This window comes from Peribacillus simplex (assembly GCF_030123325.1).
Classification (GTDB): domain Bacteria; phylum Bacillota; class Bacilli; order Bacillales; family DSM-1321; genus Peribacillus; species Peribacillus simplex_D.
In genome coordinates, this window is record NZ_CP126106.1 from 3,806,623 (window position 1) to 3,829,847 (window position 23,225).

Sequence of the window (23,225 nt, forward strand, 5' to 3'; positions counted from 1 at the left end):
ATATTTTTGCACAATGAGTATACCATAAAACCTCAATTGATAACAAATTTAGCCACAATCAATGATTACGGTTCGCTATTAAATCAGTCAGTTCATTCAACAAACCCGTTTGTAAGGTTGTTTTTCCTAAAGCTGCATGAGCAAGTTCTATATGATGTTCCAACTTTTCCTTTGCCCCTTGAAGCGTAAGTAAAGAGGGATATGTGCTTTTATGATTCCCCACATCACTGCCAACCGGCTTTCCGATCAACTCGACTGACCCTTCAATATCCAGGATATCATCGCGAATTTGAAAAGCAAGCCCCAGGTGGTATGCAAAATCACGTAAATGAAGTTGCTGTTCTTCATTCGCCCCGGCTAATGTAGCACCGGAAAGGATGCTTGCAGTCAATAACTTCCCTGTTTTATGTTCATGTATATACTCCAATTCCTGAAGGGTCAACTGTTTATTTTCACCTTCCATATCCGCAACTTGACCTCCAACCATCCCTTCGGCTCCGGCAGAACTCGCAATTTCACTTACTAGGTTCAGCTTCATTTCAGCCGTCACCTCGGGATCGATCATATCCGTCACCAATTGAAAGCTATATGTAAGAAGCGCATCACCTGCCAGTATTGCTACCGCTTCACCGAACACTTTATGGTTCGTCGGTTTTCCGCGCCGGAGATCATCATCATCCATCGCCGGAAGGTCATCATGAATCAAAGAATATGTATGAATCATTTCAATTGCAGCCGCTGCAGGAATCCCCATCCTCAAGTTTTTTCCAAAGGCCTCCAGAACGGCAAAGACCAATAACGGGCGAATCCGTTTACCTCCTGCCTCCAGAGAGTAGATCATGGCTTCTTTGACCACTGCAGGGGCCTTAAGTTTATTGACATATTCCACGATTTCCCGTTCTATAACCGCCTTATATTCTTTAGAAAACATTTCAAAGGACGCCGTACCCATGTCATTCTTCCTCCTGTACAGCGAAGTTTTCAAGTTCTCCATCTTCGCGTAAAATTTGAGTCAACTGATCTTCAACAGCCTTAAGCTTTGAATGGCAAAGCCTTGATAAATCCATTCCTTGTTTATATATGGAGATGGCTTCTTCCAAGGGTACATCGCCTTCTTCCAACTGCTCTACAATTTTTTCGAGATTCTCCATCGCTTCTTCAAATGTAGCTTCCTGTTTTTTTGTCATGGTTCAATCCGCTCCTTTATTTCTTTAATTTCACATTCAAGTGTTCCATCTTTTATCGAAACCGCTATCTTATCCCCTTTGGATACTTGCTGTGTACTTTTCACTAATGTCTCATCCTCAGCAAAAACCAAACCATAGCCCCGTTCCATGATTTTTAGTGGACTTAGGGCAGATAAAGTGGCTGTTAAATGGACGAACTGCTGTGATTTTTGCCGATAGATGGCTTCCATGGCCCTTCGTAAAACCTTTGCATGCTGCTGTAATTCGTCTTTCGCATTTTTCACCGCTTGTTCAGGATGCTGCTTTTTCAGAATATCGTTCAGCTGATTCAGCTCATCTCTCTTTTTCATGAAATATCGCGTGCTGGTCCTGCCTAGCCTGTCCATCGTCTTGTCTAGCTGTTCCAGCTTCTGTTCATACATTTTATGTGGATAACGGAAGGCATAAGACCTCTCCATCCTGGTCAATCGGGTCCGTTCAAAATTCACCGCTTCTTGAATGGAGCGGGTCAATCGGTTCTTGCGGTTCATCAGGCGTTCGAGTATTTCATTCAAGTGAGGAACCGCTAACTCTGCTGCACCGGTCGGTGTAGGAGCACGCATATCGGCGACAAAATCAGCAATTGTAAAATCGGTTTCGTGACCGACAGCAGAAATTACCGGTATATCGGAATCATAAATCGATTCAGCCACTATCTCCTCATTAAACGCCCATAGTTCCTCGATCGAACCTCCGCCCCTTCCGACAATGAGAACATCGCTTTCCGCCCTTGCGTTAGCCATGGAAATTGCCTTGGCAATCGATTTAGCTGCATTATTCCCTTGTACAAGTGCTGGATAAACGATGATCCTGGCGATTGGATATCTCCGCTTGATGGTTATCAGGATATCTCTTAATGCAGCTCCGGTCGGCGATGTTATGACACCTACAGATTTTGGGTACTGTGGGATCGGCTTCTTGTGTTCTGCCAAAAACAAACCTGCCGCCTCCAGCTTTTTCTTCAGCTGTTCATAAGCAAGATACAAATCCCCTACACCATCAGGGGCCATGCTTTTCACATAAAGCTGATACTGTCCCCCTGCTTCATATAATGATATATCGCCCTTAACAAGTACCTTCATACCATTTTCGGGCATGAATTTCATCCCTTTATTATTGGCGGCAAACATAACGGAGAGGAGTCGGGCCTTCTCATCCTTTAAAGTAAAATACATATGTCCGCTTGTATGTTGTTTAAAATTTGAAATTTCGCCTTTTATGTATACATTTTGCAAATGGGGGTCGGCATCGAACTTCCTTTTGATGTACTTCGTTAAAGCCGACACACTCAAATATTGTTGGTTGCTCATATTATGTCTCCTTCCGATGGAAGTCGGATATAAAGAAAACCGCCTTAGATTACACTTGAAACTTGTTCAATCCATGAATGGAAAAAAGCGGTCTCCCGTTATTATAAAACAAGAGGTCCGCTTCTTTAAAATAATTTAACGTTTTTTTCAGTTTTTTACTGCTTGCTCGTTCTGTTCAAGTGCTTTTTGAGCAGATTTGACCGTATTCTTCATAAGCATCGTAATCGTCATTGGACCAACGCCTTTAGGAACAGGTGTAATGTATGAAGCCTTTTCTTTCACTTCATCAAACGCTACATCACCGCAAAGCTTCCCTTCATCATTCCTGTTCATACCGACGTCAATGACGACTGCGCCTTCTTTAATATGGTCACTCGTGATCGTGTCCCTCTTTCCGACAGCTGCCACAACGACATCGGCTTGCTTAGTATAATAGGCAAGATCCTTTGTCCGTGAATGACAGTAAGTAACGGTTGCATCTGCATTTAAAAATAATTGTCCGGCAGGTTTTCCGACGATATTACTTCTCCCTACGATGACAACATGCTTACCTTCAAGGTCATAGTCGATATACTCAAGCATCACCATGACGCCGTAAGGAGTACAAGGTAAAAATGCATCTTGTCCCGTCATCATCCGCCCAATATTAATCGGGTGGAATCCATCTACATCCTTTTCAGGCGAAATCGCTTCAATGATCGCCTTTTCCTGAATATGCCCAGGCAATGGCAGCTGCACCAATATACCATGAATGCTGTCATCCTGGTTTAATTCAGCAATGCTCTGAATCAATTCCTCCTGAGAAAGTTCCGCAGGCTTTTTAATTAATACGGAATGCATGCCCAAGTCCTCACAGGCCTTTTGCTTATTGCGTACATAAGTTTGTGATGCTTGATTGTCACCCACCAGGATTACAGCCAAACCCGGAACGATATTTTTTTCACGTAACTGTTGAACTTCCTTACTGATTTCCTGCCTAACTGACTCCGCAATTTCTTTACCATTAATGATTTGAGCTGACATGTGTTTATTCCTCCCAAGTTAATTTTGCTAAAGAAATTGCTGAGAAAATCCTTGTTCAAGGCTGCAGCTTTAGCTGCCGCTTTTCACCTTCACTTTGGATAAAACGGCATTTACAAAGCTGCTCGATTGATCATCACCGAATTTCTTAGCAATTTCAATAGCTTCATTCATTGCAACACTTACAGGAACATCTTCACTGTGAACCATTTCATAAACCGCGATCCGCAGTAAATTCCGATCAATGTTCGCCAGTCTTTCCAACGTCCAATTCTCTAAATTGTCCCTGATCATTCCATCAATTCGTTCTCGATTTTCCGTAATCCCCATTACTAATTTCTTGAAATATTCATCAGTAGGAGCACCATCCAGTACGCTTTCCATTGCCTCTTCTGCATTAGAGTTGGCAATATCCATCTGATATAGTGCTTGAAGGGATTTTTCACGGGCTTCTCTTCTTTTCATAATCTTACTCCTTTAACATCTACTATTATATATGAAAATGCTAGAACAAACGAACATTAAATAACATTTTTTCAAAAATATTAAGATTTTTACTGTATTATTTAAATAATAAGCTAAATCCCACTAAAATTAAGGCCAAAATACTCAATATCTTGATAACTTTTCAAGATTACTTTCCAATTAAACGGCCAACACAGTCCCATACTTTTTGAAAGTGTCAAAAAGCTCATGCCTAGCTTTCATGCTCATATTTCACCTTTTACACTCTAACAGAAATCACCCTTGAATTAAAGGGAAACTTCCAGACACCGCCTTATTATGTTCATTTAAATTTAATATTATAAGCAGGCACAAAATTAGGGGTATCATGGAGTATGCATTCAAAAAAACAAAAACCCGGCTTTTTGCCGGGTTTTTGCAGGTGTGAATCGAACGAAGCCACTTACACTTCTTGTTCGTAATCCGCTTCTTGTTTAGCGTTTTCAAACGCAATGCCCACTACATGAATGTTCACTTCGCCAGCGTCGATAGCCGTCATATTCAACAAAGCTTCACGAATGTTATCTTGCACTTCCTGAGCAACTTTCGGAATTGAAACACCAAACTTCATGACACAATAAAGTTCGACTTTGATGGATTCTCCCGTTAAGTCCACTTTAACGCCTTTACCGTGGTTCTTTTTACCAAGCTTCTCAACGACACCCGTAGCGAAATTCCCGCGCATATGTGCAACACCTTCAACTTCCGATGCAGCGATACCCGCAATCACCTCTATCACCTCAGGCGCAATCTCCACTTTGCCCAGACCACTATTATAATCATTCATTTCCAGTAATTGGCCTTCCATCTCACTCATTCAAAAGCACCTCCTGTCTTCCTTTACATTATGAGTTCATTACATCATATATTTCAAGGAATTTGGTATTAAATTCCCCGGAAACAAATTGTTCATGTTGAAGTAACTTAATATGGAAAGGAATTGTGGTACTGATCCCTTCAATGACAAACTCACCCAAGGCGCGTTTCATCTTCTCGATCGCCTCTTCTCTAGTCGGTGCATGTACGATCAATTTAGCGATCATGGAATCGTAATACGGCGGTATCGAGTACCCAGGGTATGCCGCGGAATCCACACGAACTCCGTAGCCGCCTGGCGGTAAATACATTTGAATCTTACCTGCGGAAGGCATGAAATTCTTCTCTGGATTTTCCGCATTTATGCGGCATTCGATAGACCATCCGTTAAAAGTGACATCCTCTTGTGAAAGGGATAGTTTGTTGCCTGAAGCAACTTTGATTTGTTCTTTAATCAAATCCACGCCCGTTACCATTTCCGTAACTGGGTGTTCAACCTGGATACGTGTATTCATTTCCATAAAATAGTATTTTCTATTCACATAGTCATAAATAAATTCTACTGTTCCGGCACCTGAATAGTTAACGGCAAGTGCAGCCGTCACTGCAGCCTGCCCCATCTCTGCACGTGTTTCACCATCCAACGCTGGTGACGGGGTTTCTTCAACAAGTTTTTGCAAACGTCGTTGGACTGTACAATCACGCTCACCTAAATGGATGGCGTTGCCATGATTATCTGCCATGACCTGTATTTCAACGTGACGGAAGTCCTCGATGAACTTTTCAATATACACGCCAGGATTCCCAAATGCCGTCGCGGCTTCCTGTTGCGTGATGTTAATGCCTTTAATGAGATCTTCTTCCGTCCTTGCGACGCGGATACCTTTACCGCCTCCGCCGGCAGTAGCTTTGATGATGACTGGATAGCCCATTTCATTAGCTAGGGCTACACCTTCATCCGTATCTTTGATTATGCCTTTGGAACCTGGAACGATCGGTACACCAGCTTTGCGCATGGTTTCCCTTGCCACGTCCTTTGTTCCCATTTTATTGATCGCTTCGGGGCTAGGGCCGATGAAAATGATATTGCATTCACGGCATAGCTCAGCAAAGTCGGCATTTTCAGCTAGGAACCCATATCCTGGATGAATTGCATCAGATCCCGTTTTCTTGGCTGTGCTGATAATGTTCGTTGTATTTAAATAACTGTCTTTTGATAATTTAGGCCCGATGCAATATGCTTCATCCGCAATTTGAACATGTAATGCTTCTTTATCAGCTTCTGAATAGACCGCAACAGTCTCGATTCCTAATTCCTTGCATGCCCGGATGATACGGACAGCAATTTCCCCACGATTGGCAATTAATACCTTTTTAATCATTTAGAAACAGCTCCTCATTCCGGCTTTACTAAAAATAATGGTTGACCATATTCTACTAGCTGCCCTTCTTTTACAAGGACTTCAACGATCTCACCGCTTACTTCAGCTTCGATTTCATTGAAAAGTTTCATGGCTTCAACGATGCAGACGATGGAATCCCCCGTTACTTTATCGCCTGCTTTTACGTATGCAGGTGAATCCGGTGCAGGAGATTGGTAGAATGTCCCAACCATCGGTGAAGTGATTTTATGTAAATTTTCCTGTTCGGTGACAGCAGCAGGCTTTGCAGGTTCAACAGCTTTCGGCACTGCAGGGGCAGGGGCCGCTGCGGGTTTTGCCTCTACAGCTGCATTGGCTTGAACAACATCTGGAGCAGCTGCTGGTTGTAATACTGTACCCGTTTCAGTTTTTTTCAATTTAATTTTCGTTCCTTCATTTTCAAAAACGAATTCACTGATATTTGATTGATCGACTAGCTTAATAATTTCACGAATTTCTTGCACTTTCATTTTGTGGCACCCCTTGTCTAATTTAATATGAGTTTGTGAGGCAATAATATTTTATGTAACCTTACCCTTAGCTTATCCTACTTTGTCCAATACTGCACAAAGTAGCCGCTTTCTTTATGCGAATGCGAATAAACTGAATACAAACCTCATCTGTATTATAACAGATTTTTCACTTTCTCAAAATATTGTTTCCCAAAGAGAATTGAAAAGTTTATGACCAGCTTCTAACATCATACAATATTAGCTTATACAAATTCAATGATAGATTAATTGTAACTTATTAACCATACTTCTATCTTACACCTTTATTATAATATTGTGAATATTTTTCAACCGCGGCACCTTAACGCCTTCTCTTGAATTTTACATTTAATTCCTGAAAAATCAGCAATACTATCCATTGCAATTACTTTTCTAGAATATTACGGATGACCATTATCACCATTTTTATTTGAGTTTTCTGATGCCAATTGACATAAATAAACTTTTCCTCTAAAGTTTCCAAGTCGTAAGTTGGTTAAAAAAATCATAATAAAAAGCCTCCCTTTTTTAATTAAGGGGGGCTTTCGAATCTTTATGATGTTGAACTGTTCTGTATCAGCACTTTTTTCTGTATGTGTGTTTACTTTTCCGGTTGGAAATCGACCACTACATTTTGTGCATCGCTCACTTCTTTCCTTACGAGGCGGATAATGTTATTGGCCTCTGTTTTCGTTTGTTTATCGGCCTTGACACTCACCTTTACATCCGTACCGTCCACCCGGACCAGTGCGGCATTGTAATCCATGGCAACTATTAAGTTTTCGATGATATTTTCCTTTACTTTCGTTTCACTTAATTGTTCGATTTTTGCATAAGCCTCGTCTCTTTCTTCAGCTGATAGTTCTGTGTTGCCCATCTTTGCAGTCAATTCTTCATTCAGCTTCGCCCGTTCATCTTCAATCTGCATCCTTAACGATTCGAACTCATCTCCGGATGCAATGGTTACAGAGGAACCTTCTGCATTTTTGGATGTTGCTTTTTCACTTTTATTTTCCCCTTTTGTATCCGCTTTGTTCTCTGTTTTAGTTTCTGTTTTATTTTCATCTTGTTGCTCTGTTGCCGTCATATCGGCGGCATTTTCTTCCGGGGCGGTTAAATAATAGACTGAAAGCACAACGACCAGACTTAGCATAGTCAATAACCAAACGGTTTGTTTTTTTAATAACATGTAGATTTTCCCCCTTATTTTTTAGGCATGACAGAAACCCTGTGACTCGGTACATCAAGTGAGCGTGTGACAGCCTCGATGATCCACTTCTTTATTTGAATGTTTTCGGCCCCTTTAGCGACAACCAGGACTCCTCGCACACTAGGTTTTTTCGTTTCCGAGATGATCGGTCCTTCCTTTTCGCCGCTCTTGACCAAAACTAGCTGTTCATCAACAGATGTATCTTCGACCGTCCTTTTGCCGCCTTCCTGGTCGGTTTCTTCAGTGACTTGTTTTTGGGTGACTTTGTTTCTTTCATATACTTTTTTCTCGGATGCATCGACGTAGATCACGACTTTAACATCCTGGACGCCTGCGATGGATTCAAGCGCTTCCTTCATTTCATTTTGAAGATATATTTCATAGTCTTTTGTTGTCTTGAATTCTGATTTCTTCTGGCCGAATGTTTCAACATCCCCCTCATCATCCTGCTGTTCATCATTATTGAATACAGTCTTCACTTTAGGTGTTTGTCCAGCCTGGTTGGTGGTTAACAAATTCCCGGCCATCATGATTCCCGCTCCCAAAAGGACAACTATTAGAGCATAGACATACAGGGAAGGTTTTTTTTCCTTAGGCTCTTTTTGGTCAGGGTCTTTATTTAATAGTTTTTGCAGCCAGGATAATGGACCTTTGTCTTTGTTCAATACTCAGTCACTTCCTTTCCCCGGCGATTTCAATGATCTCTTCATCAACAGACCAACTTGTTGCCAGAAACCTTTTGACAGCATCCAGATTGGCATCATTCGAAATGGATGGGCTATCTGTATTGATATCAACCTTCGCTACTGCCTCTATCTCCGAGTTTTCTTTCCCTTCTGCCTTTTCCAATGAGATGGTTATGTTCTGCAGATCATCAACATCCGGTTCTTCCTCATTCTTGACACCTACATCAATTGAACTAATCTTCATGTTATAATCCACCATCAGCTCCTCTTCCACTTCTGCCTGTAACTCACCAGCCATTTGTTTTAAAATATATGCACCCTGGGTAGCTTGTATTTCTTTTTTCTTCATTTCTGTCAAATTTCCTAAATCTTTTTTTTCCTGATCCTTAAATTCACTAGTAGCCGCAGTGAGAATATCGTCGAAATCCATATTGAATAATCCCAATATAGGAGTGATGATGATCGCAATCAGCAAAAGCCCGATGACCATTTTGGCATACTTCTGTAAAGCTGAATTCGGAAGAAGCATATCAATCACAGTAGCCAGCAATACAAATATGATGATGTTGGATACCCAGCCAGCTAAAAAACTCACCAAGCGCCCCCTCCTTTCTAACGAACCATCAGGGTAATGTTTCCAGAGGCGATAATTACCGTGACACTTAAAAAAAACATGAGTGAGACAATGGCCAATGCAGCGAAAATATAAATCATGCTTTTACTTATAATGTCAAGGCATTTTATTACAGGCCCTCCGCCCAGCGGCTGCAAAAGACTCGCTGCCAATTTATATACAAAAGAAATCATCAAGATTTTTATGGCGGGAAATGTGGTAATGAGCAAGAGAATGATGACGCCTGACAAGCCCACTGTATTTTTCAAAAGGACGGAGGCACTGATGACCGTATCCGTTGCATCGGTAAACATGCGCCCTATTACCGGTATAAAGTTACCTGTCACGAATTTGGCTGTCCTGATGGTCACTCCGTCAGCTACAGCTGAGGATGCTCCCTGAACGGAAATCACACCAAGGAATATGGTCATGAATGCTCCAAGGATACCGATGGCAAAATTCCGGAGAAGTTGTGCCATCTGAGTCACTTTGTAATGTTCGGTCAGCGTGCTGACTATGCTTAAAATCGCTGCAAAGAATAATAACGGAAGGACGACAAACTGGATCAAGATGCCGCTTGTATTCATCAAAAACATCAATACCGGATGAAAGAATGCTGCCGATACAAGTCCTCCTGAAGCAGCAATCAATGCCAAGAGTAAAGGGATGAGCGCCATTAAAAAGGAAATCATCAAATCTATCGTATCTTTTGTATATTCCATCGCCACATGAAAACTGTTAAGTGCCAAAATGATCAGCACCATATAAACGATTGCATATGCGACCTTACTTACCGAGCTTTGCTCGAACGCATTCTGCAAAGACTGGAGGAACATGCTGAAAACGGTTAATAAAATGAGGGATCCCAGCAGCTTTCCATTCACGAGCAATTCATGAAAGATGAATTTTGTCATTCCCTTTATCCATTGCTCAAAGGAAAATTTCTTATCGCCGCTTACAAAATCCATGAAGCTCCCTTTCTGGCTTTCCGGTAAGAATCCTCCATATTCCGTAACGATGTCATCCCAATATTGTTTGAGCTCATCGACACCCAGCCTTTCTATTTGGGCTTGTACCAGTTCGGACTGCATGATCGGCTCTTGATCGATTTCACCATGTTCTGGATTTTCGGCAGCTTGTCCAATAGATGCATGCAAAAAAAAGAGTAAAACGAATAGAATGGATAAGTAAGGCATCCGCTGCTTCATACATTCACCTCATTGACTAGTAGGAGTAATCCGTTAACTTGGGAGCATCTGTAAAATCGTTTCGATAATGACCGTCAAAATCGGAATCGCCATGGCAAGAATCAAGATTTTTCCGCTCAATTCTATTTTGGAAGCGAGCGAACCTTGCCCCGCATCTTTTGTAATTTGAGAAGCGAATTCTGCTATATAGGCAATTCCGATTATTTTTAAGATGGTCTCTAGATACACGGTATTCACATTCGCATTAACCGCAATTTTTTCTAACATTAAAATGATTTCGTATATTTTGTCAGCTAAAAAAAGAAAAATGGAGCATCCTACAAAAACGACTAGCAGGAATGCGAAATTTGGTTTTTGCTCTTTGATGATCAGTGCCAAAAAGGTGGCAACTAGGGCAATGGCCACGATTTTTATGATTTCAATCGCGAATCCCTCCCTTACTGAAATAGAAATACAGATTTAATTTTTTGAAATAAATCCTCTACAACAGAAGCAACCATGAATAAAATATAGATAAATCCGAAAAGTGTCACCCACTGGGCATATTCCTTTTTCCCAACCTGATCGAGTATCGTGTGAAGAAATGCCACAACTAGCCCAACACCCGCTATTTTAAATATGATGTCCACATCAATGCCCATTTTCATTCCCCCCACATATTCCTACATCAGCAAGATGATCAATAATAGCCCGGATAAAAAACCAAGACTTTTCATCATTTTTTCATATTTTCCCTGGCGGTCGAGTGCATCGCTCTCTTCCCTTTCCAAGTGTGCCATCGTTAGCATGATTTGCTTTTGCTGATGATATTTATCGCTTTTTCCAAGCGTCTCCCCAAACTGTGAAAGAATCTCGAATTCTCCCTGTTGTAAAGCAAGGGATTGCCATATTCTCTTCAAACTATCATCCCATGCTTCTTTGACGGTGGTCTCACCTGACTCGAGTCGATTTGCAAATGTATCGAAAAAGATGGATAAAGGTTTGGCCATCTGCTTAGAAAGTTTCCTTGCCGCTTCTTTCAAAGGTGTATGACCATACATGATTTCAGCTTCAAGCGATTGCATGGCGACTTTCAGCTGTCTCAGTTGACGAGGCCTCATACTTAACTTTTTCGCGGCTTCGAAACCAGCCCATGTCGTTGCAATCATAATTATCGCTGCCCCTATTATCTTAAACATGCGGGTTCACACTTTCTCCCAAGAAAATGGGAACCCCCGCTGCATCTAGGACTTTGTAGCTCCTCTTACCGGATTTACTTCTCTGTAATTCTATAAAACGTTCAAAGATGTTTTGCTTTAATATTTCGGCGATAAAAGGTCGCTTCTTAATCTCATCCAGTGTATGGCCATGTGTGGTTATCATGAGTTTAATACCTGCATTCACCGCTTCCAGCACAGCCTGTGCATCCGCTGCGCGACCTATTTCATCCACGATCAATACATCCGGGGACATCGAACGGATCATCATCATCATCCCTTCCGCTTTAGGACATCCATCGAGCACATCAACCCTCGTTCCAAATTCGAGCTGCGGCACTCCATGAACACATCCGGCAATTTCCGAGCGCTCGTCCACTATCCCCACCTTTTGAGGAGCAATGCCGCGTTTTTCATTACCACTGGATATCATTCTTGCAATATCACGTAATATGGTCGTTTTTCCCGTTTGCGGAGCACCGATCAACATAGTATGCTGCCATTCCCCGTCATATAAATATGAAGTGAGTGGTTCAGCTGCACCTATTTTTTCACGTGCAACCCGAATATTGAATGAGGATATATCCCTGATCGCTTTGACCGACCCATTTTCAAGGATCACCTTCCCAGCAAGCCCCACCCGATGTCCGCCCGCTATGGTTATATAACCTCGCTTTAATTCTTCCTCAAGTGTATATAACGAAAATTGACCTATTTGATTCAATAATTGATCGGCATCCAGATGGGTCACTTCATAGGAAAAGAAGTATGGTTTCCCTCCTACAATGACCTCAAGCGGCCTTCCAACCCGAATTCGCAGCTCTTCCATCTTATCGATCATCATCGGTGTCATACCCCGGAGTTGCTCGTTTAATTTTTTCGGTAAAAAAGAAAGAATCGTTTCCATTTTGACAATCCTCCTGTATACACCACTTTCAATAAAATATATGCCGACAAGCCCATAATGATGACAGGCTATTAAAGAAACAGGCCTATTATTGATTTTTTATATTTTCCGGGATCAAAAAAAACAAAAAAAGACCGAGAAATTAATCTCGGCCTACAGGCTGTAGACAAATTCGAAGAAAACGAGTTTGCCTACAGTTTTTATGGCTTGTACAATTTGGACGTTGATTATAACGTAGGGCACTCGCTTTCCGTTCCAATCAACTGGAATGTTTTTTAAAAAAAACCTGCTGGTAAACTAATTGGATTGAAGAAATGAACTGAATGTTTTTTTGAAGGGTTTGTTAATATAGAATGTTGATTTCCTCTCCAGGCACTCGCTTTCCGCGGGCGGTCCGGGAGCCTCCTCGGCGCTTTGCGCCTGTGGGGTCTCCCTTGGCCACGCATTTCCCGCAGGAGTCTCGTACCTTCCGTTCCCAATCAACTTTGGTTTAACATTAAGATAGACCCCTTCCTTCAATCTTTTTAAAATAGGCAGATGAAAAAACTTGAGGTGATAAGGATTCTTTTTAAAACATGATTCTATTCAGCGAGATCAGCTTGAAATGATTACTTTAGACCAAAATGGTGCCAGCTTGTAAAATGGAGATTAAAGAGGGCTATCATGTGTACAAATCATCCTAATCCATTTGTGCGACTCGTTCATTTTTATCACAGTGTACAGAAAGTAAGGAACATCAGAAAGTGGTGACACTCCATATTTGGCAAGAATAAATGGAAGAAGCAGACCATCTGCGTCATCATGAAGTCCAATCCAATAAAAAATCAAAAAGGTTTCGGAATGAGACCATTCCGAAACCTTTTTGTTTACAAACTGAGGCCGAGAAATTAATCTCGGCCTCCTTTCATTTATGCACGTGATACGTAAGAACCTTCATTAGTGTTGATCAATAATTTGTCACCTTGGTTGATGAAGAATGGAACTTGAACCGAAAGGCCCGTCTCAAGTACGGCTGATTTCGTGCCGCCTGAAGATGTATCTCCTTTAATTCCCGGCTCAGTCTCCGCCACTTCAAGTTCCACTGTGTTTGGAAGCTCGACCCCAAGTGTTTCCGCTTGGAAAGTCATGATATGTACTTCCATATTTTCCTTAAGGAATTTAAGTTCACGTTCAATGCTTGAAGCAGGCAGTTCGATTTGGTCATACGTTTCGTTATCCATGAATACATGGCTATCTCCACTTGCATAAAGGTACTGCATCTTGCGGTTTTCGATATGTGCTTTAGCAACTTTTTCACCAGCACGGAATGTTTTCTCTTGGATTGAACCCGTACGAAGGTTACGAAGTTTAGAGCGTACAAAAGCTGCACCTTTACCAGGTTTAACATGTTGGAACTCGATAACCTGCCAAATTCCATTATCTACTTCAATTGTAACACCCGTGCGAAAATCGTTTACAGAAATCATAAATTTGTCCTCCTACATGTACATGTTTACAGAATGATTAACTCTTTGGTTGAATGAGTAAGTGCTTCGTTACCTTCAATTGTAACGATTGTATCATCTTCAATCCGCACTCCGCCTACACCCGGTAAGTAAATGCCCGGTTCAACGGTTACAGCCATACCTGGTTCTAAAATGATATCAGACCTTAAGGATAATGCTGGACCTTCATGAACTTCAAGACCGATCCCATGTCCGGTCGAATGACCAAAATACTGTCCATATCCCTTTTCTTCAATTAGATTACGAGTTAGTGCATCCGCTTCCCTGCCAGTCATACCAGGTTTGATCCCAGCCATTCCTCGCAGTTGAGCTTCTAAAACAATGTCATAAATATTAATAAGTTCTTCACTTGGCTTGCCAACTGCTAATGTCCGAGTGATGTCAGACACATACCCGTTAAAGTATGCCCCGTAATCCAATGTGACAAAATCGCCTTTTTCGATGATTTTATCCGTAGCCACTCCATGCGGAAGTGCGGACCTAATGCCCGATGCTACAATGATATCGAAGGAAGAAGAAGTTGCCCCTTGTTTCCTCATAAAGAATTCAAGTTCATTGGATACATCCAGTTCCGAGATCCCTGGACGCAGGAAATCAAGAATATGTGTAAACGCAGCATCAGCAATAGCAGCCGCTTCCTTTAATATCTTAATCTCTGATGAAGTCTTTATCAAGCGTAAATTCTCAATAACACCCGACACAGGCAAAAGTTGACCATCAATGGCCGCTTCGTATGCCTTATATGTAGCATAAGTCAGGTGCTCTTGCTCAAAGCCCAGCTTGCCGATATTCATCGCTTTAGCCTGCTTGCCTACTTCTTCGATGATGGTTCCTTTGTGTTGAACGATCTCATAATCCGGTGCCTGCTTGCCCGCTTGTTCCACGTATCGGAAATCAGTGATGAATTTAGCTTCTTTTTGGGAAATAAGGACAACGCCTGCACTTCCAGTAAAGTTGGTCATGTATCGGCGGTTATATGTACTGGTGATCAAAAAACCATCAATGCCCACCTTTTCCATTGAGGCCCTTAAGCTCATTAGTTTATTCATTTAATTTCTCCCCTTTGCAATCATTGTGATCGCCTGCAACGCCAATTCATATCCGTGTATCCCCAAGCCGACAATCTGTCCCGCCGATACCGCCGCGGTCACTGATTCATGCCGAAAGCTTTCACGGGCATGTATGTTCGAGATATGCACTTCCACCACTGGAACATCAATTCCGGCTATTGCATCACGAATCGAATAGCTATAATGAGTAAAAGCTCCAGGATTAATGATAATCCCGTCGATCCCATGATCCTCTGACCAATGGAGCTTGTCGATAATCGCTCCTTCATGGTTCGTTTGAAAAGAGGTCAATTCCACATTTAACCCTTGAGCCTGCTGCATTAATTGCGCTTCCACATCCGCAAGCGTCGAGGATCCATAATGCGCAGGTTCCCGCTTCCCCAAGCGATTTAAATTAGGACCATTGATTAGTAAAATTTTTGTCATCATCAAACACCTGCTCATGTTAAAAGATTGCTTTCCATGAACATTCTATCATAATTACAAATTGTCTTACTACTTTTTTACAACCAAGAAGCAATCAGCTTTCCGATTGCTTCTCGGCTTTGTTTTTTTGACGTATATATTCCTGATGATCATATGATATAGAAAACCCTATAAAAAGACCGTATATAATAAAAATGCAGACACTCGTTATAACCGTATTTGCTGACATTTTAGAAAAGGTTGGCAAATCGACGAACATCGGTTTTAGGATAAATACCAGCAAAGCCCAGCAAACCAATCCGTAAAATACACCCGAAAATATACTCTTCATCCTTTTAAAAAGACTATAGTATATAAAAGCGATTCCCACGGATAGTATTCCGAATAAAATGATGGTCATTACCGTACCAAGCCAATGATCGATCCAGGTCATGTTGGACCATGAAGTTAGTATGAATTTTGGGCTAAAATCCATAAAATTAACATAATGGGCAAAGATTCCGATCAAACTGGCTAAAGCCCCGCCAACAAAACCGACAGCAAGTACATTGTAGATTAACATGCTTTGATATTCCTGTTGAATTTGTCCATTTTCATTAGAAGACATATCAAACACCTCCGCTACGTAGTATGCCCTTTGTTAATTAGAACTATTTTTTTTTATTCTTAGGAAGGAGAATCACTAGAGGTTTTGTGATTTATTCTGTATGATTAAATCATAAATAATCTACTTTTTTCAGAGGAAAATACCCATCCTCTGTTGAAGTTTATAATGTACACAGGATACTACCTTCCTGTGATTCAACATTCATAAAGTTATCGCAGGGTTAAAGCTTCCATTCAATTTTATAGGAACGCCCATAAACCGTTGCGATGCTTGATAATAAACATGTTAGCACCCTTGAGAGAGCTACGTGAATAACTATTAGGTTGGTGTAGAAATGTCTGAGGTTCAAAAACCCGTTTATGGAGGGCAGGCTGTAGTGGAAGGCGTCATGTTCGGCGGCAAACATCACACAGTCACTGCGGTACGCCGCAAAGATTCGACGATTGTATATTATCATCTTCCGCGTGAATCGAAACCTGTTGTCAACCGCTTAAAAAAAGTACCGTTTATACGCGGCATCGTATCACTGATTCAGTCAAGTGCCACCGGCTCGAAACATCTAAACTTTTCAACTGAACAGTATGAAGAAGAAGACGACGGGGAAAAGCAGGAAGAAAAGAAAAAAGAAACGAAAGAATCTTCTAAAATAAGTGTATGGCTGGGAGTTGCCGTAATCGGTGTTCTTTCCTTCCTATTCGGGAAGTTGCTTTTCACTTTGATTCCAGTCTTTCTTGCAAAATTGACAGAACCCATTTTCAGTGGCCATACAGCTCAGGTATTAGTGGAAAGCTTGTTCAAGCTGATCTTACTGCTCGTATATATTTATGTAGTTTCCTTGACGCCATTAATCAAGCGAGTCTTTCAATATCACGGAGCTGAGCATAAGGTGATCAATTGCTTCGAAAACGGGAAAGAATTGACCGTAGCAAATGTGCAGGCAAGTTCCCGCCTTCATTATCGCTGCGGCAGCAGCTTCATTTTATTTACTGTCATTGTAGGGATGTTTGTCTATCTTCTCGTACCAACGGATCCGTTATGGGTTCGTGTCGTCAATCGCATTTTGCTTATCCCCGTCGTGCTAGGCATTGCCTTCGAGGTATTGCAGGCAACGAACAAATTAAAGGATATTCCTGTTCTGCGCTACCTTGGTTACCCTGGGCTTTGGCTTCAGTTATTGACGACCAAGGCTCCCACCGATGATCAAGTCGAAGTGGCATTAGCATCCTTCCAAGAACTGTTAAGGATGGAAAAAGAGACAGAAAAAAGTTTAGAATCCGATGTAATTGTGTAAAACATCTATACACATTTTGATTATGGAAAATCATATACTAACTAAAGGAATGATCTTCACTTCTTTCAAATATTTTACATTAATAATGTTTAAAATAAGCTGAAAATGCTTATGATGCTCTTAAGGAGGTGTCTTTGTTGAAACGTTTCATATCTTTCATGATATACGGAATCATCGCCCTCGGAGTCCTCGGACTAATGAGCCGACTATTTAATGACCCGATTGGCTTTTTTAGAAACATTCTCATAATAGCCATTGTCGCAGGGATTATTTATATGATTTATACCGGATTAACAAAGGGAAAACCAGTTAAGAAAGAGCAGCAAGCATTCCGAAAGGCTGCCCGCCAATCGAAAAAAAGGCTGAAAAACCGAACTTCGAAAAAAGATAATGTGGCTAGCTTCTCTGCAGCAAAATCATCAAAGAAAATAAAATGGAGAAAGAAAACGGATAGTCACTTAACCGTCATCGAAGGGAAAAAGAATAAAAAGAAAAATCGGGCTTCTTTTTAAGAGCCCGATTTTTTATTATTTATAATCAATAAGTCCATTTTTTAAGGAATTCTTTCGTGCACTGCCTGCCCCGATTCATCAATTCACCTTTTTTTTCATCATTCAAATTGAAATCCATTGCAGAAATTCCCTTCATCGGGATAAATACAATATTATGGACGTGTTTCTTGGAAATATACCGTGCATCATGGGCATCTTTCATCGTTTTGAATAATGCGGAGAACAATTCAACCGCATTATCCACTTCATGCGGTTTCCATATCTCATCGACGCTTAGCCGCAAGCCGATGACCGGCCTTTCCTTTCTTACATGATCTGAATTGAATAGCCACATTGGAAAATTGCTTAACACACCTCCATCAACAAAAAGGATCTTGCTTTTTCCGACATCAATTTTGACTGGCTCAAAAAAATAAGGAATGCTACAACTCATTCTTACTGCCTTTGCCACTGGAAAAGTGTTTGGATCAATGCCATAGTTCGGTAAATCATCAGGCAGGACCACCAATTTCCCATTTGTAATGTCAGAGCTTATGATTCGGAGGGATTTCGGTCGAATATCCTTAAAGGTGACTACATTCCTTTCGGCAAGTTTACCGGCGACCCATGTCTCCAGTGCATTGCCTTTATAAAGGCCAAGTTTCCAGTATACAAGGAGCCATTTGGCAAGCGGGATAGGCAAAAGACCACGCCTTTTATCCAGCAGGCCGCTTAAATCTATATCAAGAAAAAGCTTTTCCATTTCTTTACCTGTGTACCCAGCTGCTACGAAAGCCGCAATTATGGATCCTGCACTCGTACCGGCTGTTCGATGGAATACAAATCCCCGTTCTTCTAATTCCTGCAGGGCTCCCACTAAACCGTAGCCTTTAATCCCTCCTCCGGAAAAAACGCCGTCAATAATCATAGCTGCCCTCCCCTAATCCGGTCTTTACATTTCTAAGCAGGATTAGAGTGATTTATGACAGTTTTAAATAGAAAATTGCCTTGATTCAAGTAAAATACTGAATTTCCGCTTTCGGGAAGAATTCCGCTATATACCCACGAATGGTCGTTTCCAGTTCTGCGGCTTCTTCTTTTTGATAAACATATTTACCAATTCCATATCGGCCCCATTTATATTTACGCTTCGTTTCGTCCAGTTCCAATTTTGTTTTCGGGTAGTTTTTTTGAATCACTTTTTTTGCTGGGCCAGTAAAGCGATGCTGTATTAATTCGAAAGTCAAGTCAGGGATATCCACCCCATTCAAAGCCTCACTCAACCGTTCGAATAATTCATGGTAGCCCTCCTTCCATGCTTCATGACGATATATTGGAGCTACGATAAAACCGAGGGGATATCCGGCACCTGCCACTTTACGTGCCGCTTCCATCCTTTCTTCGAAGCTCGAAGTTCCGGGCTCGAAATTCTTTATCACGAAACGTGAATTTATACTGAAGCGAAATCTCGTTTTCCCATTATGTTCAGCATCCAACAGATGGTCGACATGATGAAATTTAGTTACGAACCTAAGAACCCCGTATTCACTTTTTCCAAAATATTCTATGGCTCTTTTTAACGAATGTGTCAAATGGTCAATTCCGACGATATCCGATGTACAGGCTGCCTCAAAACGGGTAATTTCAGGCTTTCTCTCATTTATATATTTTTCGGCTGCTTCGAAAATTTCGTCAAGATTCACATATGTCCTAATATATGGTTTTGATCCGAGTGTCGTCTGTAAATAACAATAATGACAATGCCCCATACACCCTGTAGCAAGGGGTATGGCATATTCAGCAGATGGCTTTGAAGAATCGAATTTCAATGTTTTTCTGATTCCTACCACAAGCGTCGATTTAGCGACACGATATTTTTGCAGATCATTTTCTCCAGGAAGATCCCTAATTTGGTTATGCGATGTGGTCTCACGGATTTCAATGTTCAAATCTTCGAATTTCTTTTTTAACTCCCGGCCAAGCGGGTATTCCAGTGCCCTTGGCTCGATATATACTAACTGTGGCATAAATGGTTTCATTTCGATCTCCATTCTTTTATCGATTTTTTCATATTTTCAATCGAACTACACAATCTAATTCATAAGGATAGTTTTTCTTTATTCTGTTAGCCTCATGATTGTTTTTACTTGGAAATTCAAAATGAAGGAGATGCAATATGGCAAATAAACGAGACTTCTTGACAAATGGAACGGGGAAACAAGCGATCACCGTCCAAACAGATAATAAATATCCAAATCCAAGAAATATACCCGGAGACTCGGTCGATGAATTTTCGGTATTGAAAGATGGCAACCAATATCTAGCTGAAAAGGAAATAGGCCAGCAAAATGAAAATGGTTGATTGAACGCAAAAAGAAGACCGAATTTAAGCTGATTCGGTCTTCTTTTGCTATGTAACTGAACAGACTGTTGCTACCCCACATATAAGAAAAAAGCCGTTAAGATAGCTTTGCAGCATACTTAACGACTTCCTTTCCATCAGCTTATAGCCCGCATTTTAATTGCGCTCCGCAATTCGTGCAAGTATTGCATCCGCCCATTTCCTGGACTTCACCTTTACGGCAGACCGGGCAAGTGTTACCCACTTCCGATCCAATTGTAACATTCGTCGAACGCAGTTCATTTATCGTATCGACCAATACAACTTTTTTCTTAACTTCAACATCTGTCAATTCATCCATTTCAAGCTGCTCGTCCATTTGGTTCTCTTCCGCTTTGAGCGTAAGGACCTGACTGTCACGGCTGCCATCCACATATACAGTACCGCCTTTTGCTCCGCCTTTGTATAGACGTTCATATACTTTTTCAACTTGTTCGACCGTATATCCTTTTGGAGCATTTACTGTCTTACTGATCGAGCTGTCAATCCAGCGCTGAATGATGCATTGAACATCAGCATGTGCTTCCGGAGCTAATTCCATAGCGGAAATGAACCATTTTGGAAGCTCTTCCGTATCGGCTTCCGGATGACGGTCCAAGTATTCCTGTACAATGTCAGCCTTCACTTCAATGAATTTACCCAGACGGCCGCTGCGGAAATACGTGAAGGAGAAATATGGTTCAAGACCAGTTGATACCCCAACCATCGTTCCTGTGCTTCCTGTAGGAGCCACTGTCAATAAATGAGAGTTGCGGATACCATGTGCAGCAACACTTTCCCTGATATCTTCCGGCATTTTTTCCATAAATCCGGTATGGGTGAAACGTGTTCTAAGCTCATTGGTTTCTTTGTCCGTTGACCCGATCAGGAACGGGAAACTGCCTTTTTCTTTAGCGAGTTCCACGGAAGCCCTGTAAGCTGTAGTCGCAATCGTTTCAAACACCTTGTCAACCAGGATATTTCCTTCTTCAGAACCATATTCCGTTTCACAGTAGATCAACAGGTCATGCAGACCCATTACACCAAGTCCAACCCGTCGCTCGCCAAGTGCCTGTTTTTTGTTTTCATCCAAGAAATAAGGAGTTGCGTCAATGACATTGTCCTGCATACGCACACCGACTTCGACGGTTTGCTTAAGTTTCTCGAAATTAACCGTTTTGCTATCTTTATCAGCCATTTCAGCCAGATTGACTGCCGCAAGGTTACATACTGAATATGGGGCCAATGGCTGTTCGCCACAAGGGTTCGTGGCAACGACCTGCTGACCGTATGCTTTGGCATTCGTCATTTCATTAGCATTATCGATAAAGAAAATTCCTGGTTCAGCAGAATATGTCGCACAAATGTTTATTAAGTTCCAAAGCTCTTTAGCTCGGATTTTACGGTAAACACGGACTTTGTGACCCATTTTCTCCCACTCACGAACATCACCGACATTATGCCACTCTTCATTGTAAATGGCCATTTCTTCGGCATTATAGCTTTCTACATCAGGAAAACGCAATTCGTATTCCGCATCTTGTTCCGCCGCTTCCATAAATTCCTTAGTCAGGCAAATAGAGATATTGGCTCCTGTCAGAAAATCCGAATTATGGACACTGTACGTTCCACCTGTACGGATCTTTTCTTCTGCATCCCTAATGATTTTCTCACTGAATCCACCTAGGCCAGGAATCTGCTTATAATTGATGATCCCTTGATACATAGCCGTTTCCTGTTCCGTGTGCGGCGTGAATTTCAATTTATCCGTCGCATATTTCTTAATGGCTTCATCTTTAGTGTTTTCCACTAGGTAACGCAGAATCCTTGGATTTTGCATTTTGGAAATGATGAACTCCGCAATATCAGGGTGCCAATCAGCAAGCATGATCATTTGCGCGCCGCGTCTGCTACCGCCCTGTTCAACAAGATGCGTCAGTTTCGCAATATCGTCAAGCCATGATACCGACCCCGAGGATTTTCCATTCACCCCTTTTGCCAGAGTGTTCCTTGGTCGCAGTGTCGATCCGTTCGTACCCACTCCGCCGCCGCGGCTCATGATCTCCATCACTTGTTTCCTATGTTCTGAGATCCCTTCACGTGAATCCGGTACGAATGGCATCACATAGCAGTTGAAATAAGTAACGTCCGTATTGGAACCTGCACCGTATAATACTCGTCCAGCCGGGACAAAATTAAGGTTCTTTAATTCTTCATAGAATTTATTGAACCATTCCGTTCTTTTTTCTTCCGTGGTTTCCACCGATGCCAAGCCCGTTGCATTACGTTTCGCAATTTGTTCATAGTATATTTCAAGCGGCTTTTCGATAATATCCAACGGACGGTTTACAATCCCCGTCTCCACTTCTTCCGGATTATCCAATACGCCACGGAATTCTTCATCCACCAATACCTTGGCTTTTTTCGTTTCCCAATCAATTTCAACGATGTACCCGAGACCCCTTGCCGGGAATTTCGGATCTTCCTTAATCGTCAACACGACGAAATCGCCTGCCGAGAGTGTGATTTTTTCAGTATCCTTAAAAGAATAGCGGTCAAGCATGACTAGACGGGACACTCCCTTATGCGCCATTTTCATATCAGCAGTTACAGGGTGAACCTGGGGAAATAAAGAAATATCCTTATTCAACCTTTCTAGATCAACCTTTAAAGCTTCTTTTATTACAACCGACATAATTCCCTCTCCTTTATATGTTTCAAGATCCGTTCTTGCTGCCGCAAAAATCCTTATGTATCCTTACATGTCCGTTTCGCTTAACAAGTACCCTAAATTTATCATAGCGAAACTCAAAAATCAATATATAGTGTCGTATTAAATATTTCAAC

Annotated in this window: 26 protein-coding genes; 3 read left to right on the forward strand and 23 right to left on the reverse strand. The window is 41.6% G+C overall.

Annotation, left to right across the window (positions count from 1 at the left end; genetic code table 11):
- Positions 1-58: 58 nt before the first annotated feature.
- The 20 genes from QNH43_RS17955 to QNH43_RS18050 form a co-directional block, all read right to left on the reverse strand.
- The gene (locus QNH43_RS17955; protein WP_283915139.1) at positions 59-952 is read right to left on the reverse strand and encodes a polyprenyl synthetase family protein; all 894 of its coding nucleotides are present in this window, start codon (positions 950-952) and stop codon (positions 59-61) included.
- Position 953: 1 nt separating this feature from the next.
- A complete protein-coding gene (locus tag QNH43_RS17960) occupies positions 954-1,187 on the reverse strand; it encodes an exodeoxyribonuclease VII small subunit (protein WP_034308286.1) in 234 nt (77 codons plus the stop codon).
- The gene (gene xseA / locus QNH43_RS17965; protein ID WP_283915140.1) at positions 1,184-2,536 is read right to left on the reverse strand and encodes an exodeoxyribonuclease VII large subunit; all 1,353 of its coding nucleotides are present in this window, start codon (positions 2,534-2,536) and stop codon (positions 1,184-1,186) included. Before xseA ends, QNH43_RS17960 begins: the two co-directional genes overlap by 4 nt.
- A gap of 147 nt (positions 2,537-2,683) precedes the next feature.
- A complete protein-coding gene (gene folD, locus QNH43_RS17970) occupies positions 2,684-3,559 on the reverse strand; it encodes a bifunctional methylenetetrahydrofolate dehydrogenase/methenyltetrahydrofolate cyclohydrolase FolD (protein WP_283915141.1) in 876 nt (291 codons plus the stop codon).
- 69 nt (positions 3,560-3,628) lie between these two features.
- Positions 3,629-4,021 (reverse strand): transcription antitermination factor NusB, encoded by a 393-nt coding sequence (gene nusB, locus QNH43_RS17975; RefSeq protein ID WP_283915142.1) that lies wholly within the window; start codon positions 4,019-4,021, stop codon positions 3,629-3,631.
- Positions 4,022-4,463: 442 nt separating this feature from the next.
- Positions 4,464-4,868, reverse strand: coding sequence for an Asp23/Gls24 family envelope stress response protein (locus QNH43_RS17980; RefSeq protein ID WP_222620245.1), 405 nt, complete (start codon positions 4,866-4,868; stop codon positions 4,464-4,466).
- Between the two features lie 37 nt (positions 4,869-4,905).
- Entirely contained in the window at positions 4,906-6,258 is a 1,353-nt protein-coding gene (gene accC / locus QNH43_RS17985) for an acetyl-CoA carboxylase biotin carboxylase subunit (protein WP_283915143.1), read from the reverse strand.
- Positions 6,259-6,272: 14 nt separating this feature from the next.
- Complete coding sequence (gene accB, locus QNH43_RS17990) at positions 6,273-6,767, reverse strand: acetyl-CoA carboxylase biotin carboxyl carrier protein (protein ID WP_283915144.1); 495 nt, start codon at positions 6,765-6,767, stop codon at positions 6,273-6,275.
- 622 nt (positions 6,768-7,389) lie between these two features.
- The gene (locus QNH43_RS17995; protein WP_076365417.1) at positions 7,390-7,977 is read right to left on the reverse strand and encodes a SpoIIIAH-like family protein; all 588 of its coding nucleotides are present in this window, start codon (positions 7,975-7,977) and stop codon (positions 7,390-7,392) included.
- 14 nt (positions 7,978-7,991) lie between these two features.
- Complete coding sequence (gene spoIIIAG / locus QNH43_RS18000; RefSeq protein WP_283915145.1) at positions 7,992-8,663, reverse strand: stage III sporulation protein AG; 672 nt, start codon at positions 8,661-8,663, stop codon at positions 7,992-7,994.
- A 7-nt stretch (positions 8,664-8,670) separates the two neighbouring features.
- Positions 8,671-9,279, reverse strand: a complete 609-nt coding sequence (gene spoIIIAF, locus QNH43_RS18005) for a stage III sporulation protein AF (RefSeq protein WP_283915146.1) — start codon at positions 9,277-9,279, stop codon at positions 8,671-8,673.
- A 17-nt stretch (positions 9,280-9,296) separates the two neighbouring features.
- Positions 9,297-10,505 (reverse strand): stage III sporulation protein AE, encoded by a 1,209-nt coding sequence (spoIIIAE, locus tag QNH43_RS18010; protein WP_283915147.1) that lies wholly within the window; start codon positions 10,503-10,505, stop codon positions 9,297-9,299.
- Positions 10,506-10,538: 33 nt separating this feature from the next.
- Positions 10,539-10,919, reverse strand: coding sequence for a stage III sporulation protein AD (spoIIIAD, locus tag QNH43_RS18015; protein WP_142244526.1), 381 nt, complete (start codon positions 10,917-10,919; stop codon positions 10,539-10,541).
- Positions 10,920-10,942: 23 nt separating this feature from the next.
- Positions 10,943-11,146 carry a stage III sporulation protein AC gene (gene spoIIIAC, locus QNH43_RS18020; RefSeq protein ID WP_034308319.1) on the reverse strand — a complete coding sequence of 68 codons (204 nt, stop codon included), beginning with the start codon at positions 11,144-11,146 and terminating at the stop codon, positions 10,943-10,945.
- Positions 11,147-11,167: 21 nt separating this feature from the next.
- The gene (gene spoIIIAB, locus QNH43_RS18025) at positions 11,168-11,683 is read right to left on the reverse strand and encodes a stage III sporulation protein SpoIIIAB (RefSeq protein ID WP_283915148.1); all 516 of its coding nucleotides are present in this window, start codon (positions 11,681-11,683) and stop codon (positions 11,168-11,170) included.
- Positions 11,676-12,608, reverse strand: a complete 933-nt coding sequence (gene spoIIIAA, locus QNH43_RS18030) for a stage III sporulation protein AA (protein ID WP_283915149.1) — start codon at positions 12,606-12,608, stop codon at positions 11,676-11,678. The genes spoIIIAB and spoIIIAA overlap by 8 nt, the downstream gene beginning before the upstream one ends.
- Before the next feature lie 908 nt (positions 12,609-13,516).
- A complete protein-coding gene (gene efp / locus QNH43_RS18035; RefSeq protein WP_034308328.1) occupies positions 13,517-14,074 on the reverse strand; it encodes an elongation factor P in 558 nt (185 codons plus the stop codon).
- Between the two features lie 26 nt (positions 14,075-14,100).
- Entirely contained in the window at positions 14,101-15,162 is a 1,062-nt protein-coding gene (locus QNH43_RS18040) for a M24 family metallopeptidase (protein ID WP_283915150.1), read from the reverse strand.
- Positions 15,163-15,609 (reverse strand): type II 3-dehydroquinate dehydratase, encoded by a 447-nt coding sequence (aroQ, locus tag QNH43_RS18045; RefSeq protein ID WP_283915151.1) that lies wholly within the window; start codon positions 15,607-15,609, stop codon positions 15,163-15,165.
- Positions 15,610-15,703: 94 nt separating this feature from the next.
- Positions 15,704-16,216, reverse strand: coding sequence for a YqhR family membrane protein (locus QNH43_RS18050; RefSeq protein ID WP_283915152.1), 513 nt, complete (start codon positions 16,214-16,216; stop codon positions 15,704-15,706).
- Positions 16,217-16,550: 334 nt separating this feature from the next.
- Between QNH43_RS18050 and QNH43_RS18055 the strand changes: the two genes are divergently transcribed.
- Both QNH43_RS18055 and QNH43_RS18060 read left to right on the forward strand, forming a co-directional pair.
- Complete coding sequence (locus QNH43_RS18055) at positions 16,551-17,507, forward strand: DUF1385 domain-containing protein (protein WP_283915153.1); 957 nt, start codon at positions 16,551-16,553, stop codon at positions 17,505-17,507.
- A 137-nt stretch (positions 17,508-17,644) separates the two neighbouring features.
- Complete coding sequence (locus QNH43_RS18060) at positions 17,645-18,019, forward strand: SA1362 family protein (protein ID WP_081395494.1); 375 nt, start codon at positions 17,645-17,647, stop codon at positions 18,017-18,019.
- A 25-nt stretch (positions 18,020-18,044) separates the two neighbouring features.
- Here QNH43_RS18060 and QNH43_RS18065 read toward each other — a convergent pair whose 3' ends face one another.
- Both QNH43_RS18065 and splB read right to left on the reverse strand, forming a co-directional pair.
- Positions 18,045-18,926, reverse strand: a complete 882-nt coding sequence (locus QNH43_RS18065; RefSeq protein ID WP_076365393.1) for a patatin-like phospholipase family protein — start codon at positions 18,924-18,926, stop codon at positions 18,045-18,047.
- A gap of 85 nt (positions 18,927-19,011) precedes the next feature.
- Entirely contained in the window at positions 19,012-20,037 is a 1,026-nt protein-coding gene (splB, locus tag QNH43_RS18070; RefSeq protein ID WP_076365391.1) for a spore photoproduct lyase, read from the reverse strand.
- Between the two features lie 137 nt (positions 20,038-20,174).
- Here splB and QNH43_RS18075 point away from each other — a divergent pair, with 137 nt between their 5' ends.
- Positions 20,175-20,360 carry a hypothetical protein gene (locus QNH43_RS18075; RefSeq protein WP_076365389.1) on the forward strand — a complete coding sequence of 62 codons (186 nt, stop codon included), beginning with the start codon at positions 20,175-20,177 and terminating at the stop codon, positions 20,358-20,360.
- Between the two features lie 142 nt (positions 20,361-20,502).
- On the opposite strand, the gene QNH43_RS18080 is transcribed toward QNH43_RS18075, so the two are convergent.
- A complete protein-coding gene (locus tag QNH43_RS18080) occupies positions 20,503-23,073 on the reverse strand; it encodes a vitamin B12-dependent ribonucleotide reductase (protein ID WP_283915154.1) in 2,571 nt (856 codons plus the stop codon).
- Positions 23,074-23,225: the final 152 nt, after the last annotated feature.

What these genes read in the sequence shown, in the direction of transcription:
- QNH43_RS17955 (WP_283915139.1), bottom strand. Translation starts at nt 952, where the DNA reads ATGGGTACGGCGTCCTTTGAAATGTTTTCTAAAGAATATAAGGCGGTT.
- QNH43_RS17960 (WP_034308286.1), bottom strand. Translation starts at nt 1,187, where the DNA reads ATGACAAAAAAACAGGAAGCTACATTTGAAGAAGCGATGGAGAATCTC.
- xseA (WP_283915140.1), bottom strand. Translation starts at nt 2,536, where the DNA reads ATGAGCAACCAACAATATTTGAGTGTGTCGGCTTTAACGAAGTACATC.
- folD (WP_283915141.1), bottom strand. Translation starts at nt 3,559, where the DNA reads ATGTCAGCTCAAATCATTAATGGTAAAGAAATTGCGGAGTCAGTTAGG.
- nusB (WP_283915142.1), bottom strand. Translation starts at nt 4,021, where the DNA reads ATGAAAAGAAGAGAAGCCCGTGAAAAATCCCTTCAAGCACTATATCAG.
- QNH43_RS17980 (WP_222620245.1), bottom strand. Translation starts at nt 4,868, where the DNA reads ATGGAAGGCCAATTACTGGAAATGAATGATTATAATAGTGGTCTGGGC.
- accC (WP_283915143.1), bottom strand. Translation starts at nt 6,258, where the DNA reads ATGATTAAAAAGGTATTAATTGCCAATCGTGGGGAAATTGCTGTCCGT.
- accB (WP_283915144.1), bottom strand. Translation starts at nt 6,767, where the DNA reads ATGAAAGTGCAAGAAATTCGTGAAATTATTAAGCTAGTCGATCAATCA.
- QNH43_RS17995 (WP_076365417.1), bottom strand. Translation starts at nt 7,977, where the DNA reads ATGTTATTAAAAAAACAAACCGTTTGGTTATTGACTATGCTAAGTCTG.
- spoIIIAE (WP_283915147.1), bottom strand. Translation starts at nt 10,505, where the DNA reads ATGAAGCAGCGGATGCCTTACTTATCCATTCTATTCGTTTTACTCTTT.
- spoIIIAC (WP_034308319.1), bottom strand. Translation starts at nt 11,146, where the DNA reads ATGGGCATTGATGTGGACATCATATTTAAAATAGCGGGTGTTGGGCTA.
- spoIIIAB (WP_283915148.1), bottom strand. Translation starts at nt 11,683, where the DNA reads ATGTTTAAGATAATAGGGGCAGCGATAATTATGATTGCAACGACATGG.
- spoIIIAA (WP_283915149.1), bottom strand. Translation starts at nt 12,608, where the DNA reads ATGGAAACGATTCTTTCTTTTTTACCGAAAAAATTAAACGAGCAACTC.
- efp (WP_034308328.1), bottom strand. Translation starts at nt 14,074, where the DNA reads ATGATTTCTGTAAACGATTTTCGCACGGGTGTTACAATTGAAGTAGAT.
- QNH43_RS18040 (WP_283915150.1), bottom strand. Translation starts at nt 15,162, where the DNA reads ATGAATAAACTAATGAGCTTAAGGGCCTCAATGGAAAAGGTGGGCATT.
- aroQ (WP_283915151.1), bottom strand. Translation starts at nt 15,609, where the DNA reads ATGACAAAAATTTTACTAATCAATGGTCCTAATTTAAATCGCTTGGGG.
- QNH43_RS18050 (WP_283915152.1), bottom strand. Translation starts at nt 16,216, where the DNA reads ATGTCTTCTAATGAAAATGGACAAATTCAACAGGAATATCAAAGCATG.
- QNH43_RS18055 (WP_283915153.1), top strand. Translation starts at nt 16,551, where the DNA reads ATGTCTGAGGTTCAAAAACCCGTTTATGGAGGGCAGGCTGTAGTGGAA.
- QNH43_RS18065 (WP_076365393.1), bottom strand. Translation starts at nt 18,926, where the DNA reads ATGATTATTGACGGCGTTTTTTCCGGAGGAGGGATTAAAGGCTACGGT.
- splB (WP_076365391.1), bottom strand. Translation starts at nt 20,037, where the DNA reads ATGAAACCATTTATGCCACAGTTAGTATATATCGAGCCAAGGGCACTG.
- QNH43_RS18075 (WP_076365389.1), top strand. Translation starts at nt 20,175, where the DNA reads ATGGCAAATAAACGAGACTTCTTGACAAATGGAACGGGGAAACAAGCG.
- QNH43_RS18080 (WP_283915154.1), bottom strand. Translation starts at nt 23,073, where the DNA reads ATGTCGGTTGTAATAAAAGAAGCTTTAAAGGTTGATCTAGAAAGGTTG.